Genomic DNA, 19,668 nt, shown 5'->3' with positions numbered 1-19,668 from the left:
CAATAGCCTCTTTCTTTATTGGGTCTAGAATAGTATTTAAAATATGATATTAGAGTATTTAAATTAGTATTATTGCTTTAGAAATATCAGTTTAAACCTTCTGTAAAAGGAGAGTAACAAAATGTCTGACAGCACACAAAAATTACGATTAGGTTCATTGGTCGCATTGGTCGTCGGCTCCATGGTTGGAGGCGGCATTTTTTCTATCCCTCAGAATATGGCTTCCGGTGCCGCTGCCGGTGCAATTTTGATCGGTTGGGGGGTTACTGCCATCGGTATGTTGATGCTCGCGTTTGTTTTCCAAACATTGGCCAACCGTAAACCGGATTTGGATAACGGTGTGTATGCTTATGCAAAAGCGGGATTCGGCGACTACTTGGGGTTTTCTTCGGCTTGGGGTTATTGGATCAGTGCCTGGATCGGCAACGTTAGTTATTTGGTATTGCTGTTCGGCACTTTGGGCTATTTTTTCCCTGCTTTCGGTGAAGGAAATACCACTGCGGCAATAATTGCCGCATCTATCCTGCTATGGTGTGTGCATGCTTTAGTGTTGCGCGGTATTAAAGAAGCAGCTTTTATCAACCTTATCACTACTATTGCCAAAGTAGTGCCATTACTTACATTTATCGCGTTAACCGGTGTTGCCTTCAAAATGGATATTTTCACTACCGATTTCTGGGGGCAGGGCAATGTCGAACTGGGTAGCGTAATGAACCAAGTTAAAAGCATGATGTTGGTAACGGTTTGGGTATTCATCGGTATCGAAGGTGCCAGCGTATATTCCGCCCGTGCCGAGCGGCGTTCGGATGTGGGTAAAGCCACCGTGCTGGGCTTTATCGGGGTGCTTTCATTATTGGTCATGGTTAATGTGTTGTCGGCCGGCGTTATGACCCAACCTGAACTGGCCGCTTTAAAAAACCCGTCTATGGCTTATGTGTTGGAGCATGTGGTTGGTTCTTGGGGGGCGGCATTTATTTCCATCGGGTTGATTATTTCTTTGGCAGGAGCCTTGTTATCTTGGACTTTGCTGTGCGGTGAAATTCTTTATTCTGCGTCTAAAGATAAAACAATGCCGGCTTTCTTTCATAAAGAAAATAAAAACGGTGTGCCTGCGAACGCGCTGTGGGTGTCAAATATTTCAATTCAAGCTTTTCTGATTATTACCCTGTTTTCCAGCAGTTCTTATTTGGATTTGCTCTATTTGGCTACTTCCATGATTCTGATGCCGTATTTCTTTTCAACAGTGTATGCGGTCATGATTGCGGTACGTGGCGAGGGATACGAAGTTAATGACACCCAACGCAGTAAAGATATATTAATCGGTGCAATTGCAGTCACTTATAGTGTGTGGCTTCTGTATGCTGCAGGCGTGAAATACTTGCTGTTGTCTGCTTTGCTGTATGCGCCCGGTGCTATCCTTTATATCAAAGCAAGGCTTGAAAACAAACAACTTGTTTTCACTAACGTAGAAAAATTTTATTTTGCAGTGGTGGTAATTGGTGCCATAGTGGCTGCAGCAGGGTTGGCCAATGGTTCCCTGACTTTATAAGTTTGATTCCCATCGTTTAACTGTGTTTTATCAATTAAAGGAGTTGTATCATGCAAAACACTAACAAATTAGGTGTTTATTCAGAAGTCGGTAAATTACGACGAGTAATGGTGTGCTCTCCGGGGGTGGCCCATACGCGCCTGACTCCTGACAATTGTGATGATTTATTGTTTGATGATGTTTTGTGGGTTAGCCAAGCCAAACGTGACCATTTCGACTTTGTTACCAAGATGCGTGAACGCGGTGTTGAAGTGTTGGAAATGCATAACTTGTTGGCGGAAACCATCGGCGACCCGAAAGCGTTGAAATGGATTCTGGATCGTAAAATCACCGCCAATAACGTGAGCGGAATCATCATGAACGAACTGCGTTCTTGGTTTGAAGGATTGAACGCACGTCAACAAGCCGAATTTTTGATTGGCGGTGTCAGTGTGAACGATTTGCCGTCTGATCTCAACGGTGATGTCGGTGCTTTATTGCGTGCCGCCCAAGGCAATGCCGGTTTTGTATTGCCTCCACTGCCGAACACACAATTTACCCGCGACAATACCTGCTGGATTTATGGCGGTGTTTCTTTGAATCCGATGTATTGGCCGGCACGCCGTCAAGAAACGTTATTGACTTCGGCTATTTATAAATTCCATCCTTTGTTTGCCGAAGAAGATTTCAAAGTTTGGTGGGGCGATCCTGACCAAAATTACGGTAAAGCCACATTGGAAGGCGGAGACGTATTCCCCATCGGCAAAGGTATCGTGTTGATTGGTATGGGAGAACGCACTTCGTTGGAAGGTGTCACCCAACTGTCTAAACAGCTGTTTGCAGAAGGAGCTGCCGAACGCGTGATTATTGCAGCTCTGCCGAAAATCCGTTCGGCCATGCATTTGGATACCGTATTTACTTTCTGCGATCGCGATCTGGTTAATATCTTCCCTGAAGTGGTTGATAACATTACAGCGTTCAGTTTACGTCCCGATGAAAGCAAACCGGGCGGACTGGATGTGCGCAAAGAATCAAAAGCATTTGTTGACGTAGTGGCTGAGGCTCTGGGACTTAAAGAGCTGCGTATAGTAAGAACCGGCGGCGACGATTATGCAGCCGAGCGGGAACAATGGGACGACGGTAATAACGTTGTCGCTTTGGAACCGGGGGTGGTAGTCGGCTACGACCGCAATACTTACACCAATACCTTATTGCGTAAAGCAGGTGTGGAAGTGATTACCATCAGTTCCGCCGAGCTGGGTAGAGGCCGCGGCGGCGGTCGTTGTATGACTTGCCCGATTATTCGTGATGCTGTGGATTATTAATTAATCGGTTTACATTGTTAATTTCGGAGCTGCTTGGAATGCTGCTTATCGGTTTTCCGGCCGCCCTTTAAGTTAAAGAAGGAGAGTTACTATGTCATTTAACTTGAATAATCGTCATCTGTTGAGTTTACTTAACCACAGCGAAAAAGAATTACGTTTCCTGTTGGATTTGGCGCGCGATTTGAAACGTGCGAAATACAGCGGCACCGAGCAAAAAACGTTGCTTGGAAAAAATATCGCTCTGATTTTTGAAAAAACTTCCACCCGTACCCGTTGTGCTTTCGAAGTAGCCGCTTACGACCAAGGTGCCAACGTTACTTATATCGATCCGACTTCATCCCAAATCGGTCATAAAGAAACCATGAAAGACACCGCCCGCGTGCTCGGCCGTATGTATGACGGTATCGAATACCGCGGTTTCAGCCAAAAAATCGTACAGGAATTGGCTGATTATGCCGGCGTTCCGGTGTTTAACGGCTTGACCGATGAATATCACCCCACCCAAATGCTGGCCGACGTAATGACCATGCAAGAAAACAGCGATAAACCACTGCACGAAATCAGCTACGTTTATTTGGGCGATGCCCGCAACAATATGGGTAACTCTCTCTTGCTGGTAGGTGCCAAACTGGGTATGGATGTACGCATTGCTGCGCCTAAAGCTTTGTGGCCGAGCGAAGAATTGGTTGAGAAATGCCGTGCGTTCGCGAAAGAAAGCGGTGCCCGCATCATGTTGACTGAAGACCCGAAAGAAGCTGTGAAAGGTGTGGACTTCATCCATACCGACGTATGGGTATCTATGGGCGAACCCATCGAAGCATGGGGCCAACGTATCGACATGCTGCTGCCTTACCAAGTGAACACGGCCCTGATGGAAGCAAGCGGCAATCCCCGCGTTAAATTCATGCACTGCTTACCGTCTTTCCATAACAGCGATACCAAGGTCGGTAAACAAATTGCCGAAAAATATCCGCATTTGGCTAACGGCATCGAAGTTACCGAGGATGTGTTCGAGTCTCCATACAATATCGCCTTCGACCAAGCCGAAAACCGTATGCATACCATTAAAGCGGTGTTGGTATCGTCTTTGGGCGGATTGTAAGCATATAGCTGATCAGGACAGGTCGTCTGGCCTGTCCTGATTTTCAAATAATTTGGGAAATTTATTTTTGAATATACTGCGAGGAGCATGAAATGCGTATCGTGATTGCTTTGGGCGGCAATGCCTTGTTGAAACGCGGCGAAGCGATGACTGCCGAAAACCAACGTGCAAACGTGCGTTTGGCCGCTACACAGATTGCCAAAGTCCAACCGGGAAACGAGCTGGTTATTGCCCACGGTAACGGCCCCCAAGTGGGGTTGCTGGCTTTGCAGGGTGCGGCTTATCCTGAAGTGGAAACTTATCCGCTCGATGTACTGGGTGCCCAAACCGAGGGTATGATCGGTTACATGATTGAGCAGGAAATGGGCAATCTGCTGCCCGAGGAAGTGCCGTTTGCCACACTTCTGACTCAAGTCGAAGTCGATAAAAACGATCCGGCTTTCCAAAATCCCACCAAACCCATCGGCCCTGTTTACAGCCGTGAAGAAGCGGAAAAATTGGCTGCCTCCAAAGGTTGGAGTATCGCTCAAGACGGCGATAAATACCGCCGTGTGGTAGCCAGCCCGCGCCCGAAACGTATTTTTGAAATACGTCCGGTTAAATGGTTGCTGCAACAAGGTACGGTGGTTGTTTGTGCCGGTGGCGGCGGTATTCCGACGTTCTTCGATAAAGACGGAAAACTGACCGGTGTGGAAGCGGTTATCGATAAAGACTTGTGTTCGGCATTGTTGGCCGAGCAGTTGAATGCCGATTTGCTGGTTATTGCCACCGATGTCGATGCGACTTACGTCAACTGGGGTAAAGAAGACGAAAAGGCAATTGCGGCCGCTCATCCGCAAGCATTGCGCGATTTGTCTTTCCCGGCCGGTTCGATGGGGCCGAAAATCCAAGCAGCATGCGAGTTTGCTGAAAATACTGGTAAAACGGCTGTTATCGGTGCGTTGGCAGACATCGAAGCGATTGTTCGGGGAGAAGCCGGTACGCGCGTCAGCACGGCTGAAACAGGTATCCGTTACCGTTAATCGCGAGATGCTGCGATAAACCGTTTGCATGTTTAGAGTTTTCAGACGGCCTTGAGGCCGTCTGAAAACTTTTTAGTCAATTTGCAGCGGGTGGCATATAGTGCCGGCATGCAGAGTATGAGACTTTGGAGAAATTCCCATATGCCGTCTTTCGCTACATAAGGCGGTTCTATTTGGCTCTTGTGCATTTGATAGCGCATTTGCGCTTGCTTCGGGAGGCGTAGAAAAAGCCTGCATTGTTGAAGGCCGGTTCTGGATTCAATCATCCCATAACGATTGAAAAGCTTTTACCACCGCTTCGGGATTATCGGCTTCGGTTACGGCGCGTACCACCGCTAGGGAAGATACGCCGGTTGCCAAAATCTCTTTGGCGTTTTGCAGATTAATGCCCCCGATGGCCACAACGGGCGTATCGCCTGCCTGTGCTACATAACGGCGCAAATTATCCAGCCCTTGGGGTGCGGTCGGCATTTTTTTGGTTGTGGTCGGGAAAATGGCACCGCTGGCGACATAGCTGGGGTGTACGGATAAAGCTCTGTCTAGCTCGGCAACGGAGTGTGTGCTCAATCCTAAGCGTAAGCCCGCGTCGGCAATGGCTGTGAGATCGGCTTCATTCATATCTTCTTGGCCCAAATGTACGCCGTATGCTCCGGCTGCTATGGCTTCTTGCCAGTAATCGTTGATGAAAAGCCGGGTTGACGTGCCTTTGCAGACGGCCACGCTGCGCTCGATTTCTTTTTTCAGATTGTCGCCGCGCAGTTCTTTGTTCCGCAGTTGCACGGTATCGGCACCGGCTTTTACCATCCGTTCCACCCATTCGGCGGTGGGAACGACGGCGTAAAATCTTAATGGTGTACAAATAGGCTTGAAAAACATACTCATAAATTCCTTTCAGACGGCCTTTGATTTTATAATATTCAAAATTGTCACATTCCTGTCATCATTCTGTAATAAAGTATACGGTATCTGCAACCGCCCTTCTTGTGTTTTGTGTTTAAGGAAAAAAGTATGGCTCAAGCCCCGACAAGCTCAAGTATACAGAAAATCAATTTTATCTTTACTGCTTTGCTCATCGGCATGGTCGGTTATTTTATTGTGTGGGGTCTCGGCTATACCCAGCACAATCATGTCGTTTTGTTCCTGCTGGCTACATTGTTCGGCGTGTTTATGGCGTTCAATATCGGCGGTAACGATGTGGCCAACTCCTTCGGCACCAGTGTGGGGGCCGGTACGCTTACTATTCCTCAGGCTCTGTTGATTGCCGCTATTTTTGAAGTAAGCGGTGCGGTGATTGCGGGCGGACAGGTAACCGATACCATCCGTAAAGGGATTATCGACCTTAACGGCATGGAGCTCGAGCCGATGCAGTTTGTGTACATTATGATGTCTGCTCTGCTGGCGGCGGCTTTATGGCTGCTGTTTGCCAGTAGGAAAGGGCTGCCGGTTTCTACCACGCATGCCATTATCGGCGGTATTGTCGGCAGCGCATTGTGTTTGGGCTTCGTTAGCGGCAATGATGATACGTTTGCGTTGGTTCAATGGAAAAATGTGGCGGAAATTGCCGTTTCATGGGTGCTTTCTCCTGTGTTGGGAGGCTTGGTTTCCTATCTTTTGTTTTCGCAAATCAAAAAGCATGTTTTGGATTACAACACCGATGCCGAAGAGCGTTTGAAAAGAATCAAGCAGGAGAAGAAAAACTATAAAGAACAGCACCGTCTGTATTTCGAAAGCCTTGATGAATCCGAAAAAATCGAATGTGCTTCTGCGATGGCACGCGATGCACAGATTTACGGCGAAGGCGATTTTGACCCCAGCGAGTTGGAATCTTCTTATTACAAGGGGCTTTATGATATAGATAACCGTAAACATAATATTGATGCTTATAAAGCCCTTCATTCATGGGTGCCGCTGATTGCTTCTGCCGGCGGTATGATGATTGCGGCCATGCTTATTTTCAAAGGATTGAAAAATCTGGAATTGGGTATGAGCAACGTCGGCAGTTTTTTAACGATTTTTATGATTGGCGCGGCCATTTGGATGGCAACCTTTATTTATGCCAAAACACTCAAGCGTAAAGATTTGGGTAAATCGACGTTTTTGATGTTCAGTTGGATGCAGGTATTCACGGCCGCCGGCTTTGCATTCAGCCACGGTGCGAATGATATCGCCAATGCCATCGGCCCGTTTGCCGCCATTATGGATGTGCTGCGTACCAACGATATTGGTGCACAGGCTCCCGTGCCTCCCGTGGCGATGCTCACTTTCGGCATCGCATTGATAGTCGGCTTGTGGTTTGTCGGTAAAGAAGTGATTCAAACGGTGGGCACGAGCTTGGCGGAAATGCATCCTTCTTCCGGTTTTACTGCCGAGCTTGCCGCCGCTTCGGTAGTGATGATGGCTTCTTTGATGGGATTGCCGGTATCCAGTACCCATATTTTGGTAGGTGCGGTGTTGGGCATCGGATTGGTCAACCGTAATGCGAATTGGGCGTTGATGAAACCGATCGGTTTGGCATGGGTAATCACTTTGCCGGCGGCGGCGGTTTTATCTGTCGGTTGCTTCTTGGCGTTGAGGGCGGTATTCGGTTAATCGGTATCTGCTTCAAACGTTTCTGGTTCTTGTTGCATTTTATTTCAGACGGCCTTGAGTGATATTGAGGCCGTCTGAATTCATATGGGCGGATAGGCGGTTGATGATGCATCTACATAATCCGCTTGTTATGCCGTTTGAAGACCTTTGCCAAGCCTCGTTTGAGGTGTGTTTCCGCATTGCGTGCCGCTGCCTGCGGCGGCATGCAAAGGTTATGCCTCTTCCGTGATGCCGGTATCCCAAGCCTTGCCAACCGTATTACAATAACGCTTCTTTTTTCAGACGGCCTCATTATGGATTCACAACTTTTCATCGGAATCATGTCCGGTACCAGCATGGACGGTGCGGATGCCGTGCTCGTGCGTATGGCAGGCAATCGTTGGCAGGCCGCCGAAGCGCATGCTTTCTTGCCTTACTCAGGCCGTCTGAAAAGCGATTTGCTGGCATTGCAAAACACCGGACATAACGAATTGCACCGCAGTATGGTTTTGGCGCAAGAGTTAAGCCGGTTGTATGCTGATACGGTTGGCCGGCTTCTGGAGGAGCAGAATCTCAAGCCCGAACAGATTGCCGCAATCGGCTGCCACGGCCAAACCGTGCGCCATGCGCCGGAAGCGGGATACAGCATCCAACTGGCCAATTTGCCGTTGTTGGCGGAGTTGAGCGGTATTTTTACCGTGGGCGATTTCCGCAGCCGCGATTTGGCGGCGGGCGGGCAGGGTGCTCCTTTAGTACCCGCTTTTCACCATGCTTTATTTCACAGTGCCGGAGAAACCCGCGTGGTATTGAATATCGGCGGTATTTCCAACGTCAGCGTTCTGCCGCCGCAAAGCCCCGCTTTCGGTTTCGATACCGGCCCCGGCAATATGCTGATGGACGCATGGACTCAGCACGTTTGGCAGCAACCCTACGATAAAAGCGGTGAAAAGGCCGCACAGGGCAAAGTGCTGCCCGAATTGTTGGACAGGCTGCTCGCCCATCCTTATTTCGCTTTGCCGCACCCGAAAAGCACGGGGCGGGAATTGTTTTCGCTCGAATGGCTGCTGCCCCAGCTTTCAGACGGCCTCAACCCGTATGACGTATTGCGGACCTTGCTCGAATATACCGCACAGAGCATTGCCGACGCAGTGGCCGTTGCCGCCCCCGAAGCGAGGAATCTGTATGTTTGCGGCGGCGGCATCAGAAACGCGGCTTTGATGGAAAGCCTGACCGCCCGCCTTGCCGCACGGCGAACCGCCGTGCACAGCACTTCGGCCTTGAATCTCGATCCGCAGTGGGTCGAAGCAGCCGCTTTCGGTTGGTTGGCCGCATGCTGGGTGAACGGCATAGCCGGAAATCCGCATCATGCCACCGGCGCAGGGAAACCGTGTATTTTGGGTGCGGGATATTATGCTTGAATGGCTTTACAGGCCGTCTGAAAACTGTTTTTCAGACGGCCTGTTAATTATTGCGGCAATATAAAGAAGGTGCGAAACCGCTTCCGTTGCCGCTTTGTTTGATTTGAAATGATTCAATTAACTTGTTCTCAATAAACCTAGTCATCGGAGAGGAAACACGGATGGATATTCTTACCCGCCTGCAAAGCCTGCCGGCCGGAAAATTCCACCTCAAACTTTTACTGCTCATCGGTTTGGGGTGGCTGTTTGATGCCATGGATACCGGCATGGTGTCGTTTGTATTGGCAACTTTGGGCAAAGAATGGAATTTGGTGCCGTCGGAGCTGGGCTGGATTGTCAGCATCGGCTTTATCGGCATGGCTTTGGGGGCGGTGTTAAGCGGCCGTATAGCAGACCGCATCGGCCGCAAAAACGTGTTTATCGCCACGATGGTGGTTTACAGTATCGCTACGGGTTTGTGTGCTTTCGCTTGGAACCTTGAGAGCCTGCTGTTTTTCCGTTTCTGGGTCGGGTTCGGTTTGGGCGGCCAGTTGCCGGTGGCAGTGTCGCTGGTGAGCGAATATGCACCGCCGCAAGTACGCGGGCGTTTTATCGTGTTGCTGGAAAGTTTCTGGGGCTTGGGTTGGCTTGCAGCAGCGCTAATATCGTATTTCTTTATTCCGCATTACGGCTGGCAAAGCGCGTTTTTGATGGGTGCACTGCCGGTGTTTTACGCCTTTTTCGTGTGGAAGCATCTGCCCGAGTCGGTGCCTTATCTGATCAGCAAAGGGCGCGTTGGCGAAGCGCATGAAATCGTAGTCGGGCTGGAAAAGCAGGCAGGCATAGAGGCGGTTCAGACGGCCTCGGTAGCCGAGCGTGCGCCGCAGGAAAACCCGCGTTTCGCACAGCTGTGGCAACCGCCTTTTGCCAAGCGTACTTTGATGTTGTGGCTGATTTGGTTCGGCATCGTGTTTTCGTATTACGGCATTTTCACTTGGCTGCCGAAGCTGCTGGTGGAGCAGGGCTATACGGTGGTGAAAACGTTTGAATATGTGCTGGTGATGATTTTGGCGCAGCTGCCGGGCTATTTCGCGGCGGCGGTGCTGGTAGAAAAAATCGGCCGCAAGGCCACGCTGGCCGGTTTTCTGTTTGCCTGTGCGGTGTGTGCTTATTTCTTCGGCCGCAGCGATTCGGCGGCGATGATTATGTTTTGGGGCTGCTGGATGTCGTTCTTCAACTTGGGCGCATGGGGCGTGCTCTATACTTATACGCCAGAGCTGTATCCGGTGCGTTTCCGTGCGTTCGGCTCCGGTTGGGCGGGTGCGGTCGGCCGTATCGGTGGGATTGTCGCACCGATGGCCGTTGCGGCGATGATCGGCAGCGAAGGCGGTTTCGAGCGGATTTTCGTGATGTTCACCGCCGTACTGATGGCTGTGGTGGCGGTGATTGCGGTGCTAGGTGAAGAAACCAAAGGCCGCACGCTGGAAGATATCAGTAAGTAAAACCGCCGGCAGTTGAATTTAAATAGCTGAAGGCCGTCTGAAGAATAAGAGATTAAGTTTGATTGTTTTCAGACGGCCTCGGGCTTTCAATTTCAGGAAACAGACTATGGACATCAGCAAACGCCATTTGCAGCAGGCCGTAGAGCGGCGCATTATCAACCCACAGCAGGCCGATGCTTTGTGGACGTTGTGGCAGCAGCAAAACAGCCATGTGCCGCAATTCGGCTTTACCCATGTTTTGTATTATCTCGGCGGGCTGTTGGCCATCGGCGCGATGTCGCTGTTTATGAATTTGGGTTGGGAAGCCTTCGGCGGCACGGCGATTGTGGTGCTGTGTCTGCTTTACGGCACAGCAGGCATAGCGCTCACCGAGTATTTCCGCAAACGCTGCCTGCACATTCCGGCGGGCATTTGCGCCACTTTTGTGGTGGTGCTGGTGCCGCTGGCGGTTTACGGTGCGCAGCAGGCTTTGGGTTTTTGGCCAGGCGATAAAATGGTTTACAGTGATTACCATCATTGGATCGACTGGCGCTGGTTGATGATGGAGTTGGCCACGCTGGCCGCCGCTACAGTGATGCTGTGGCGTTACCGTTATCCGTTTTTGGTGATGCCGTTAGCGGTTACGCTGTGGTATATGTCGATGGACGTTGCCGATTGGATTTTCTACGGCCAAGGCGGGGTTTACGATTGGACGCTCAAGCAGCAGGTTTCGGCTTTGTTTGGTGCGGTGATGATTCTGCTGGCGTTTTGGGTGGATTTCCGCAACCGAAGCGAGCGCGATTATCCGTTTTGGCTGTATCTCTTCGGTGTGATCACGTTTTGGGGCGGCCTGAGCTTTATGGAGTCTGACAGCGAGTGGAACAAGTTTATTTATTTCTTGTTGAACGTGGGCATGGTATTCGCTGGCGTATTAATCCGCCGCCGCGTGTTTGCCGTGTTCGGTGCGCTGGGGATGTTCGGTTATTGCTGGCATTTGGCCGATAAGATTTTTAAAAACAGTTGGCTGTTTCCGATTTCGCTCACGCTGATCGGCTTGCTGATTGTGTGCATCGGCGTGTGGTGGCAGAAGAACGAGGCGGTTTATACGCAGAAGCTGCAAAACCGAATGCCGCACGCGGTACGCCGTTTTTTGCAGCGTAAATTCCAATAGCCGAGAGGCCGTCTGAAAAAATTTTAGCGAAGCCCGCAAAGTTCGCTTTCAGACGGCCTCTTTTTAAAAAATCCCTCCGATAAAACCGTTTTTTGCATTAAGTCAAAAGTTGATTTTATATTGGGAAACATGCCTTTTGAGTGAGGGTGATGTATAGCCCTTTTCGTTTTGCCGGGAGGTATAATGCTCAAACGGAAAACCTTGAAACCTTTGCGAAAACACAATATGCGGTGCGTTTCTGAGTCGTCGTCCGTTTGTTTGCCCTGAGATGTGTCTGCTGCCGCTGCGTTGCCGTATGCTCCGAACCGTATCGGTTTTTAGTGTTTTGACAAGGTGTTGTTCCATATCCAATGTTTAACCAGCTTGAAACGGAGGCCGTTATGTCCAGACTTGCCCAAAAAACCGCCCTTGTTACCGGTGCCGCACGCGGCATCGGCGAAGCCATCGCCCGTAGCTTTGCCGCCGAAGGCGCTTTCGTTTATCTCAGCGACATCAGACAGGAAGAAGGCGAACGCGTTGCCGAAAGCATCGGCAGTAACGCCCGCTATCTGCCGCTGGACGTGCGTGAAGAAAACGATTGGGAAAAAGCCGTCCAAACCATTCTCACCGAGCAAGGCAAACTCGATATTCTTGTGAACAACGCCGGTATCACCGGTTTGGAGCAGGGAGCGGCCCATAATCCCGAACATGCCAGCCTTGACGACTGGCACGCCGTACACCGTACCAACCTCGACGGTACTTTCCTCGGCTGTCGTTGTGCCATCCGTGCCATGCGCCCGCAAGGACACGGTTCGATTATCAACATTTCCTCACGTTCCGGCCTTGTCGGTATTCCTTCCGCCGCCGCTTACGCTTCCAGCAAAGCCGCCATCCGCAACCACAGCAAAAGCGTCGCCCTTTATTGTGCTCAGCAAGGGCTGAAAATCCGTTGCAATTCCATCCATCCGGCTGCTATCTTTACGCCGATGTGGGAACCGATGCTCGGCGAGGGCGAAAAGCGTACCGCCGTTATGGAAGCCATGGTGCGCGACATTCCCGTACACCGTTTCGGCCAATCGGAAGAAGTGGCCATGCTTGCCGTGCTGCTTGCCTCCGACGAAGCCACTTATATTACCGGCAGCGAATTCAATATTGACGGCGGCTTGCTTGCCGGAACATCGGCCAGCCCGAAGCAATAAAACATAATCCGTACTTCATCGGCAGATGCTTTTATTCGCCGCTGCCGGTGTCTATTCCAGAAGAGGCCGTCTGAAACACCGGTGCCATTCCTGCAAAACCCTGTTTTCAGACGGCCTTTTCCTTTGCCAAACCTACCCAAAACCGCTATCCTTTTCCCTTTTTTCAGCTTCAAAATCTTTGCTATGAACATCATTTCCACCATCGCATCAGAATTAAACGCCACCGCCGCCCAAATCCAAGCCGCCGTCGAACTGCTCGACGACGGCGCCACCGTGCCCTTTATCGCCCGCTACCGCAAAGAAGTAACCGGCGGGCTGGACGACACCCAACTGCGCCACCTTGCCGAGCGTCTGCAATATCTGCGCGAATTGGCAGAACGCAAGCAAACCGTGTTAAAAAGCATTGAAGAACAAGGCAAACTCACGACCGAGCTTCAGACGGCCATCGAAGCGGCCGACAACAAAACCGCACTCGAAGACCTCTACCTGCCCTACAAACCCAAACGCCGCACCAAAGCCCAAATCGCCCGCGAAAACGGTTTGCAGCCTTTGGCGGAATTATTGTTACAAACGCCGTCTGAACACCCCGAAACCGCCGCCGAAGCCTATCTGAACGAACAAGTGCCCGACACCAAAGCCGCGCTCGACGGCGCACGCGCCATTCTGATGGAACAGTTCTCCGAAGATGCCGAACTGCTCGGCAACTTGCGCGAAAAACTGTGGAACAAAGCCGAAATCCATGCCCAAGTGGTTGCCGGACAAGAAGATGCTGGCGAAAAATTCAAAGACTATTTCGACCACCGCGAACCCGTCCGCAACATGCCCAGCCACCGCGCGCTCGCCGTATTGCGCGGCCGCAACGAAGGCGTGCTGCAAGTCGCTCTCAAATACCAGCCCGACGAGACCCCGATTACCGAGCAGAGCGAATACGAAAAAATCATCGCCAAACATTTCGGCATCGCCGATCAAGGCCGCCCCGCCGACAAATGGTTACGCGACACCGTGCGCCTCACATGGCGCGCCAAAATCTTTCTCTCGCTGGAGCTGGAAGCCTTAGGCCGTCTGAAAGAAGCCGCCGACACCGACGCCATTACCGTGTTCGCCCGCAACCTCAAAGACCTGCTGCTCGCAGCCCCCGCCGGCCGTCTGCCCACCCTCGGCCTCGACCCCGGCTACCGCACCGGCATTAAAACCGCCGTGGTGGACGACACCGGCAAGCTGCTCGACACCGCCGTCGTCTATCTGCACCAAGAAAACAACGCCTTAGCCACCCTTGCCCGCCTCATCAAACAACACGGCGTGAAACTGATTGCCATCGGCAACGGCACCGCCAGCCGCGAAACCGACAAACTCGCCGGTGAATTAGTTAAAGGCCTGCCTGAAATGGGGCTGCACAAAATCGTGGTTAGCGAAGCCGGCGCATCCGTTTATTCCGCCTCCGAGCTGGCCGCCAAAGAATTCCCCGAGCTGGACGTTTCCCTGCGCGGCGCCGTCTCCATCGCCCGCCGCCTGCAAGACCCGCTGGCCGAATTGGTAAAAATCGACCCCAAATCCATCGGCGTTGGCCAATACCAGCACGATGTCAACCAAAGCCAACTCGCCAAATCGCTGGATGCCGTGGTGGAAGACTGTGTGAACGCCGTCGGTGTGGACGTGAACACCGCTTCCGCCCCCCTGCTCGCGCGCATTTCCGGCCTGAACCAGACGCTGGCGCAAAACATCGTTGCCTACCGCGACGAAAACGGCGCATTCGACAGCCGTAAAAAACTCCTCAAAGTACCGCGTCTCGGCGAAAAAACCTACGAGCAGGCCGCCGGCTTCTTGCGCATCAACGGCGGTAAAGAACCGCTGGACGCATCCGCCGTCCACCCCGAAGCCTATCCCGTCGTCGCCAAAATGCTCGACGACCTGCATATCAAAGCCGCCGACCTCATCGGCAACCGCGAAAAAATCAAACAAATCAAGCCCACCAGCTACACCACCGAGCAATTCGGCCTGCCCACCATCATGGACATCCTCGCCGAACTCGAAAAACCCGGCCGCGACCCGCGCGGCGAATTTCAGACGGCCACCTTTGCCGAAGGCATCAACGAAATCAGCGATTTACAAGTCGGCATGATTTTGGAAGGCGTCGTGAGCAACGTCGCCAACTTCGGCGCATTCGTCGACATCGGCGTCCACCAAGACGGCCTCGTCCACATCTCCGCCTTATCCAATAAATTCGTTCAAGACCCGCGCGAAGTTGTCAAAGCCGGCGACGTAGTCAAAGTAAAAGTGCTGGAAGTCGACGCCGCCCGCAAACGCATCGGCCTAACCATGCGCTTGGATGACGAAGCAGGCAGCGCTTCGGCAAGAAGCGGCAGGCCGTCTGAAAACAGACGCAATGATAGCGGTAGAAACCAACGTAACCAGCGCGAGCAGACACCGGCTAATTCGGCGATGGCAGATGCGTTTGCCAAACTGAAACGGTAGTGGATTTGTAAATCAAAAAAACTTATATCCAATTCACAAACCATTTAGACTCCTCTTAAAGAACCACAAAAAAATTTGTGGTTCTTTTTTTGATAAATTTGGTTCACCATTTGCTTTGTCTTTCCTTAACGAGTTACAATTCGTTTTTTGAATCAAATATTACATAATAAGAGTCACAATGAATCATACTGCCATCGATTTAAGCAATGCTGTTCAATATCATTACAATCGATTTCCACCGCAAGAAATACAGTTGCAGCAATTTTTTGATGAAATTATTGCAGCGGTTTCGGCACTGTCCCGCTATGACCAAATGCTGAAAACCTTACACAACAGTGAGATTCTGCTTGCTCCCCTGCGCAGTCGTGAAGCGGTAATTTCATCCCGCATCGAAGGTACCATCAGTACATTAGATGAAATCCTGCGTTATGATGCCGAAGCTGAAATAGACCAAATCAATCAGGAAATCCGGCAAGATACCATAGAGACCTTACTTTACCAGCGTACTTTGAAAGCAGCCCAGCATGCTTTGACAGAAGGGCAGCCCTTGTCGCCTGCCATGTTGCGCACTATGCATCAAGGCTTGTTGAGTTTTGGACGTGGGGCCCAAAAAGCACCGGGGCAGTTTAAAACCGAGCAAAACTATATCGGCAGACACCGCTCGCGCCGGATTGATTTTGTGCCGATTGCTCCCGAACACCTGCAGTCGGGTCTGGACAGGTTGTTTGATTACATTAACCAAGACACCGGCCATCATCCGATTATTAAAACTGCTTTTGCTCACATTGAATTTGAGGCACTTCATCCGTTTAAGGACGGTAACGGCCGCATTGGCAGAATGCTCATTCCTTTGCTACTGTGGCAGATGGGGCAAATCAGTGCTCCGCATTTTTATATCAGTCATTTTTTTGAAGAACACAAAGACGAATATATCGAACGAATGCGTGCGGTTTCACAGGAAAACGACTGGTCGGGGTGGTGCGCATTCTTCTGCCGTGCCGTCAGCGAACAGGCTCAGCAGAATCTCTGCATTGCAGAAGAAATCACCGCACTTTATGACAATATGAAAACCAACCTGACCGAAATCCTTTCTTCCAAATGGACTGTTGTTATCTTAGATGCTCTGTTTACCCAACCTGTTTTTAAAGCCACACGCTTTGCAGTAGGCAGCAATATTCCAAAACCCACATTGCAAAAGCAGATTAACATATTACTGGAAAAAGGAATTATCCAAACGGTAGAAGAAGCCTCCGGCCGCCGTGCCGCGCTATATTCGTTTGAACCTTTACTGCAGCTGGTGCGGATTTGAAGCCGTCCGAAAAGAGTTGATGCAATAAACGCAGTCTAAAGTTGTAAAAGAGGAAAACCATCAATTTAGTGATGATGGAAGGGTTTGAAGAAAAGACATACTACTAAACAGGCCATTCGAACAAGATAAACCATAATCAATGTCCTTTAATCCTCAGTATTTCTTCAGACGGCCTGTCCCAATTTTTGCTGTACCAATTGGGCGGGCAGCTTTGGTTAACACCATTGAAAATAGCGGAACGGTACCAAGACCAATAAACAATATCAGCAAGCTATCGTGGCAGTGCTGGCCGAAGACGAGTTACAGGAAAGCTCAGTTATCAACTTCCAGTTGATAACTTCCTCAGATGGCAGAACTATCAAATCTTGCTTTATGTGTTACCGATGATTATCGCATTGGCTACCGCGTGCGTTTTTTACGCAGTACTCAATTCTGTCACTGGGCAATATGCGCTTTAGGTAAATATCTGTAAAGAGGTTTTGTACCAGACAATGAACGCTTGAAAAATCAGCCGGTTGGCATCATTGTTGCGACAAAATTATTACGCTTGCAAGCCAAAAGACCCGAGTAGCCGTTTTTTAACAGATTAGGCCGTCTGAAATTTCAACGGTTGCCAATTTATCATTTTATTTTCTTCAATCATGAACTGCTCCGATATTGAAACCCACCCCTTGCCCCCTTTTACACCCGCCAATGCCAAGCTATTGATGCTCGGTTCTTTCCCGCCGCCGCGTGCGCGTTGGAAGATGGATTTTTATTATCCGAATTTTCAAAACGATATGTGGCGGATTTTCGGTTTGGTGTTTTTCGGCGATAAGGGTTATTTTGTCGAAGCAGGCGGCAAGGTGTTTAAAGAAGAGGTGTTGCGGGCATTTTTGGCGGATAAAGGCATTGCCATCAGCGATACGGCACAGAAAGTTATCCGCTTGCAGGGCAATGCTTCGGATAAGTTTTTGCAGATTGTCGAGCCGGTGGATTTGCAGGGTTTGTTGGCACAAATGCCGCTTTGCCAAACGGTGATGACCACGGGGGAGTTGGCGACGGATACTTTGTTGTCTTTGATGCCGTCTGAAACGGGCAAGCCGAAAATCGGCGGGTTTGCGGAAGCTGAATATTGCGAGCGTGCGCTACGACTCTACCGCCTGCCGTCTTCTTCGCGTGCGTATCCTTTGGCTTTGGAGAAGAAGGCGGAGGTTTACGGGCGGTTTTTTGAGGAAATCGGCTTATTGTGAAGAATGGAAAAGGGGATTCTTACGCTTTTCAGACGGCCTGTGAAAATTAATAGCGCGGCACACTCGAGTTGACTTGGAGCGACCATGCGTCAATACCGCCTTGTAAGTTATACAGTTTTTCAAATCCCATATCGGCCAAATACATGGCTGTGTGCAAACTGCGGATGCCGTGGTGGCAGTAAACCACAATCGGGCGGTCGTCCGGTAGTTCGTTATGGTGTAGCGGAATCAGGTTCATTGGAATGTGAATGTGATCGGGCAGGGCGCAGAAGGCGACTTCTTCGTCGGTACGCACGTCAAGCAGGGTTATTGGTTTACCGTCGGTAAGCCATTGTTGCAGTTCGGTCGGGCTGAGTTGGGGGATCATATTGGTTGCGCGTGTGATAAAAAATTGTGGGAAAATATGTTTAAACGAAGATGCCGTCTGAAAAGTTCAGACGGCATATTTTTGTCGGTCTATTATTAAAAGTTGAATTTACTTGCCGGCTGTAAAGTTTTCGTTTGCAGTGTGGGAATCAAAGTGTCGAACAGCACGGTTTCGGTAAAGTTGTCGCCGTTGCGGGTAATCAGCAGTGCGCGTTGCACGGGGGCTTCTCCGACCACGACCACCATGCGTCCGCCGTTTTTGAGTTGGGTTTTCAAAATTTTGGGAACGTCCGGCACGCCTCCGCCGATGTAAACGGCATCAAACGGACCGCCGCTGATTTCGCCTGCCAAACCGTCGCCGACTTGGTAAGTGATTTTGTCTAAGCCGAGTTTGTCCAACACGGCTTTGGCGCGCTGTTGCTGTGCGGCATCAATATCCACCGTTACAACGGTGCCGGCCAGCTTTTGCAACAGTGCGGAAGCATAGCCGGAACCTGTGCCGATTTCCAATACTTTATCTTCGGATTTTAGTGCCAGCCCTTGAATCAGGCGGGCAACGATTTTGGGTTCGAGCATACTGCCGCCGTTGGGCAGGGGCAGGGTTTTGTCGGCATACGCCAATGCTTGATGGGCTTCGCCGACGAAATGTTCGCGCGGGATGTCGCTTAAGGCATCGAGAACGTTGAAGTCCAACACGTCCCAAGGACGGATTTGTTGTTCTACCATGTTGAAACGTGCTTTTTCAAAATTCATGCCGTGCTCCGTATGGGTATGGTTTGTGTGATATGTGTGTGATTATAATGGTTTTGGATATGGTTTGACAGTATTTCAGATGGCCCCGTTGTGATGTTCGGCGATGATGTCTGCCAATCGGCCCAAGTAAAGTGCGTCGGTTTCGCCAAATTGGGAAACTTGGTCGGCATCTACGTCTAAAACGGCAATAAGCTGCTGATTTTTGTCGAAAATGGGCACTACGATTTCTGATTGTGATAATGATGAGCAGGCAATATGGTCGGGGTGTCGGTTTACGTCTTCCACCACGATGGTTTGGTTTTGTGCCCAAGATTGCCCGCATACGCCCCGTCCGAAAGGAATACGTGTACAGGCCAACGGCCCTTGGAACGGCCCGAGTATCAGTTCGCGGCGGTTGTGATCTGCCAGATAGAAACCCACCCATAGCCAGCCGAATGCGGCTTTCAATACGGCGGAAATGTTGGCTAAATTGGCGATCAGGTTGGGTTCGTCGCTGATCAGGCTTTCGATTTGCGGCAGGATTTCTTGGTAAACCGCTGTTTTTTCGGTGCTGTTGATTTGAAGGGTATGCATAATTTTAAGGCCGTCTGAAAAAATGGGTATTGTTGCGGTTCGGAGAGAGTCGGTCAAGAGTCGGCCGCTTGCTTGGAACAAAAGTTTTTTTCGGTTGGTCTGACTAATGGATTTTTAACGGGCCGTCTGAAAATAGAGTTTGCATATGTGCAAAGACAAATTTGCAAAACGGGTAATGCATTGCGATTGAT

16 protein-coding genes are annotated in these 19,668 nt (G+C 50.4%); 12 read left to right on the top strand and 4 right to left on the bottom strand.

The window, feature by feature from the left end; genetic code table 11:
* Window positions 1–121: 121 nt before the first annotated feature.
* From arcD to arcC, 4 genes are all read left to right on the top strand, one after another.
* Window positions 122–1,549 (top strand): arginine-ornithine antiporter, encoded by a 1,428-nt coding sequence (gene arcD / locus EL216_RS05485; RefSeq protein ID WP_085389221.1) that lies wholly within the window; start codon window positions 122–124, stop codon window positions 1,547–1,549.
* 50 nt (window positions 1,550–1,599) lie between these two features.
* On the top strand, window positions 1,600–2,853 hold the full coding sequence (gene arcA, locus EL216_RS05480; protein ID WP_085389222.1) for an arginine deiminase: 1,254 nt from the start codon (window positions 1,600–1,602) through the stop codon (window positions 2,851–2,853).
* Between the two features lie 91 nt (window positions 2,854–2,944).
* The gene (locus EL216_RS05475) at window positions 2,945–3,955 is read left to right on the top strand and encodes an ornithine carbamoyltransferase (protein WP_085389223.1); all 1,011 of its coding nucleotides are present in this window, start codon (window positions 2,945–2,947) and stop codon (window positions 3,953–3,955) included.
* Between the two features lie 92 nt (window positions 3,956–4,047).
* Window positions 4,048–4,977: a carbamate kinase gene (gene arcC, locus EL216_RS05470; RefSeq protein WP_085389224.1), complete on the top strand. Its 930-nt coding sequence runs from the start codon at window positions 4,048–4,050 to the stop codon at window positions 4,975–4,977.
* 258 nt (window positions 4,978–5,235) lie between these two features.
* Here arcC and thiE read toward each other — a convergent pair whose 3' ends face one another.
* The gene (thiE, locus tag EL216_RS05465) at window positions 5,236–5,853 is read right to left on the bottom strand and encodes a thiamine phosphate synthase (RefSeq protein WP_085389226.1); all 618 of its coding nucleotides are present in this window, start codon (window positions 5,851–5,853) and stop codon (window positions 5,236–5,238) included.
* 132 nt (window positions 5,854–5,985) lie between these two features.
* Between thiE and EL216_RS05460 the strand changes: the two genes are divergently transcribed.
* The 8 genes from EL216_RS05460 to EL216_RS05425 all read left to right on the top strand — a co-directional run bounded on the left by EL216_RS05460 (window position 5,986) and on the right by EL216_RS05425 (window position 17,785).
* A complete protein-coding gene (locus EL216_RS05460) occupies window positions 5,986–7,566 on the top strand; it encodes an inorganic phosphate transporter (RefSeq protein WP_085389227.1) in 1,581 nt (526 codons plus the stop codon).
* Window positions 7,567–7,859: 293 nt separating this feature from the next.
* Window positions 7,860–8,963, top strand: coding sequence for an anhydro-N-acetylmuramic acid kinase (locus EL216_RS05455; protein WP_085389228.1), 1,104 nt, complete (start codon window positions 7,860–7,862; stop codon window positions 8,961–8,963).
* Between the two features lie 161 nt (window positions 8,964–9,124).
* A complete protein-coding gene (locus EL216_RS05450; RefSeq protein WP_085389229.1) occupies window positions 9,125–10,444 on the top strand; it encodes an MFS transporter in 1,320 nt (439 codons plus the stop codon).
* Window positions 10,445–10,550: 106 nt separating this feature from the next.
* A complete protein-coding gene (locus EL216_RS05445) occupies window positions 10,551–11,594 on the top strand; it encodes a DUF2157 domain-containing protein (RefSeq protein WP_085389230.1) in 1,044 nt (347 codons plus the stop codon).
* 380 nt (window positions 11,595–11,974) lie between these two features.
* A complete protein-coding gene (locus tag EL216_RS05440) occupies window positions 11,975–12,772 on the top strand; it encodes a glucose 1-dehydrogenase (RefSeq protein WP_085389231.1) in 798 nt (265 codons plus the stop codon).
* A gap of 183 nt (window positions 12,773–12,955) precedes the next feature.
* Window positions 12,956–15,244, top strand: a complete 2,289-nt coding sequence (locus tag EL216_RS05435) for a Tex family protein (RefSeq protein WP_085389566.1) — start codon at window positions 12,956–12,958, stop codon at window positions 15,242–15,244.
* Window positions 15,245–15,422: 178 nt separating this feature from the next.
* On the top strand, window positions 15,423–16,553 hold the full coding sequence (locus tag EL216_RS05430; RefSeq protein WP_085389232.1) for a Fic family protein: 1,131 nt from the start codon (window positions 15,423–15,425) through the stop codon (window positions 16,551–16,553).
* A gap of 641 nt (window positions 16,554–17,194) precedes the next feature.
* The gene (locus tag EL216_RS05425) at window positions 17,195–17,785 is read left to right on the top strand and encodes a uracil-DNA glycosylase family protein (RefSeq protein WP_085389233.1); all 591 of its coding nucleotides are present in this window, start codon (window positions 17,195–17,197) and stop codon (window positions 17,783–17,785) included.
* 46 nt (window positions 17,786–17,831) lie between these two features.
* Here EL216_RS05425 and EL216_RS05420 read toward each other — a convergent pair whose 3' ends face one another.
* The 3 genes from EL216_RS05420 to EL216_RS05410 all read right to left on the bottom strand — a co-directional run bounded on the left by EL216_RS05420 (window position 17,832) and on the right by EL216_RS05410 (window position 19,477).
* Window positions 17,832–18,152, bottom strand: a complete 321-nt coding sequence (locus EL216_RS05420; RefSeq protein WP_085389234.1) for a rhodanese-like domain-containing protein — start codon at window positions 18,150–18,152, stop codon at window positions 17,832–17,834.
* A gap of 95 nt (window positions 18,153–18,247) precedes the next feature.
* Window positions 18,248–18,904, bottom strand: coding sequence for a protein-L-isoaspartate O-methyltransferase family protein (locus EL216_RS05415; RefSeq protein ID WP_085389235.1), 657 nt, complete (start codon window positions 18,902–18,904; stop codon window positions 18,248–18,250).
* Between the two features lie 75 nt (window positions 18,905–18,979).
* The gene (locus tag EL216_RS05410; RefSeq protein ID WP_085389236.1) at window positions 18,980–19,477 is read right to left on the bottom strand and encodes a GAF domain-containing protein; all 498 of its coding nucleotides are present in this window, start codon (window positions 19,475–19,477) and stop codon (window positions 18,980–18,982) included.
* Window positions 19,478–19,668: the final 191 nt, after the last annotated feature.

The sequence above is a fragment of the Neisseria animaloris genome, from assembly GCF_900637855.1.
GTDB classification, from domain to species: domain Bacteria; phylum Pseudomonadota; class Gammaproteobacteria; order Burkholderiales; family Neisseriaceae; genus Neisseria; species Neisseria animaloris.
Note: the sequence above shows the minus strand (reverse complement) of the source record. Positions and strands in the feature narration are given on the sequence as shown.

What these genes read in the sequence shown, in the direction of transcription:
- EL216_RS05475 (WP_085389223.1), top strand. Translation starts at nt 2,945, where the DNA reads ATGTCATTTAACTTGAATAATCGTCATCTGTTGAGTTTACTTAACCAC.
- EL216_RS05410 (WP_085389236.1), bottom strand. Translation starts at nt 19,477, where the DNA reads ATGCATACCCTTCAAATCAACAGCACCGAAAAAACAGCGGTTTACCAA.
- EL216_RS05445 (WP_085389230.1), top strand. Translation starts at nt 10,551, where the DNA reads ATGGACATCAGCAAACGCCATTTGCAGCAGGCCGTAGAGCGGCGCATT.
- EL216_RS05455 (WP_085389228.1), top strand. Translation starts at nt 7,860, where the DNA reads ATGGATTCACAACTTTTCATCGGAATCATGTCCGGTACCAGCATGGAC.
- arcC (WP_085389224.1), top strand. Translation starts at nt 4,048, where the DNA reads ATGCGTATCGTGATTGCTTTGGGCGGCAATGCCTTGTTGAAACGCGGC.
- EL216_RS05415 (WP_085389235.1), bottom strand. Translation starts at nt 18,904, where the DNA reads ATGAATTTTGAAAAAGCACGTTTCAACATGGTAGAACAACAAATCCGT.
- EL216_RS05440 (WP_085389231.1), top strand. Translation starts at nt 11,975, where the DNA reads ATGTCCAGACTTGCCCAAAAAACCGCCCTTGTTACCGGTGCCGCACGC.
- EL216_RS05450 (WP_085389229.1), top strand. Translation starts at nt 9,125, where the DNA reads ATGGATATTCTTACCCGCCTGCAAAGCCTGCCGGCCGGAAAATTCCAC.
- EL216_RS05425 (WP_085389233.1), top strand. Translation starts at nt 17,195, where the DNA reads ATGAACTGCTCCGATATTGAAACCCACCCCTTGCCCCCTTTTACACCC.
- arcA (WP_085389222.1), top strand. Translation starts at nt 1,600, where the DNA reads ATGCAAAACACTAACAAATTAGGTGTTTATTCAGAAGTCGGTAAATTA.
- arcD (WP_085389221.1), top strand. Translation starts at nt 122, where the DNA reads ATGTCTGACAGCACACAAAAATTACGATTAGGTTCATTGGTCGCATTG.
- thiE (WP_085389226.1), bottom strand. Translation starts at nt 5,853, where the DNA reads ATGTTTTTCAAGCCTATTTGTACACCATTAAGATTTTACGCCGTCGTT.
- EL216_RS05460 (WP_085389227.1), top strand. Translation starts at nt 5,986, where the DNA reads ATGGCTCAAGCCCCGACAAGCTCAAGTATACAGAAAATCAATTTTATC.
- EL216_RS05430 (WP_085389232.1), top strand. Translation starts at nt 15,423, where the DNA reads ATGAATCATACTGCCATCGATTTAAGCAATGCTGTTCAATATCATTAC.
- EL216_RS05420 (WP_085389234.1), bottom strand. Translation starts at nt 18,152, where the DNA reads ATGATCCCCCAACTCAGCCCGACCGAACTGCAACAATGGCTTACCGAC.
- EL216_RS05435 (WP_085389566.1), top strand. Translation starts at nt 12,956, where the DNA reads ATGAACATCATTTCCACCATCGCATCAGAATTAAACGCCACCGCCGCC.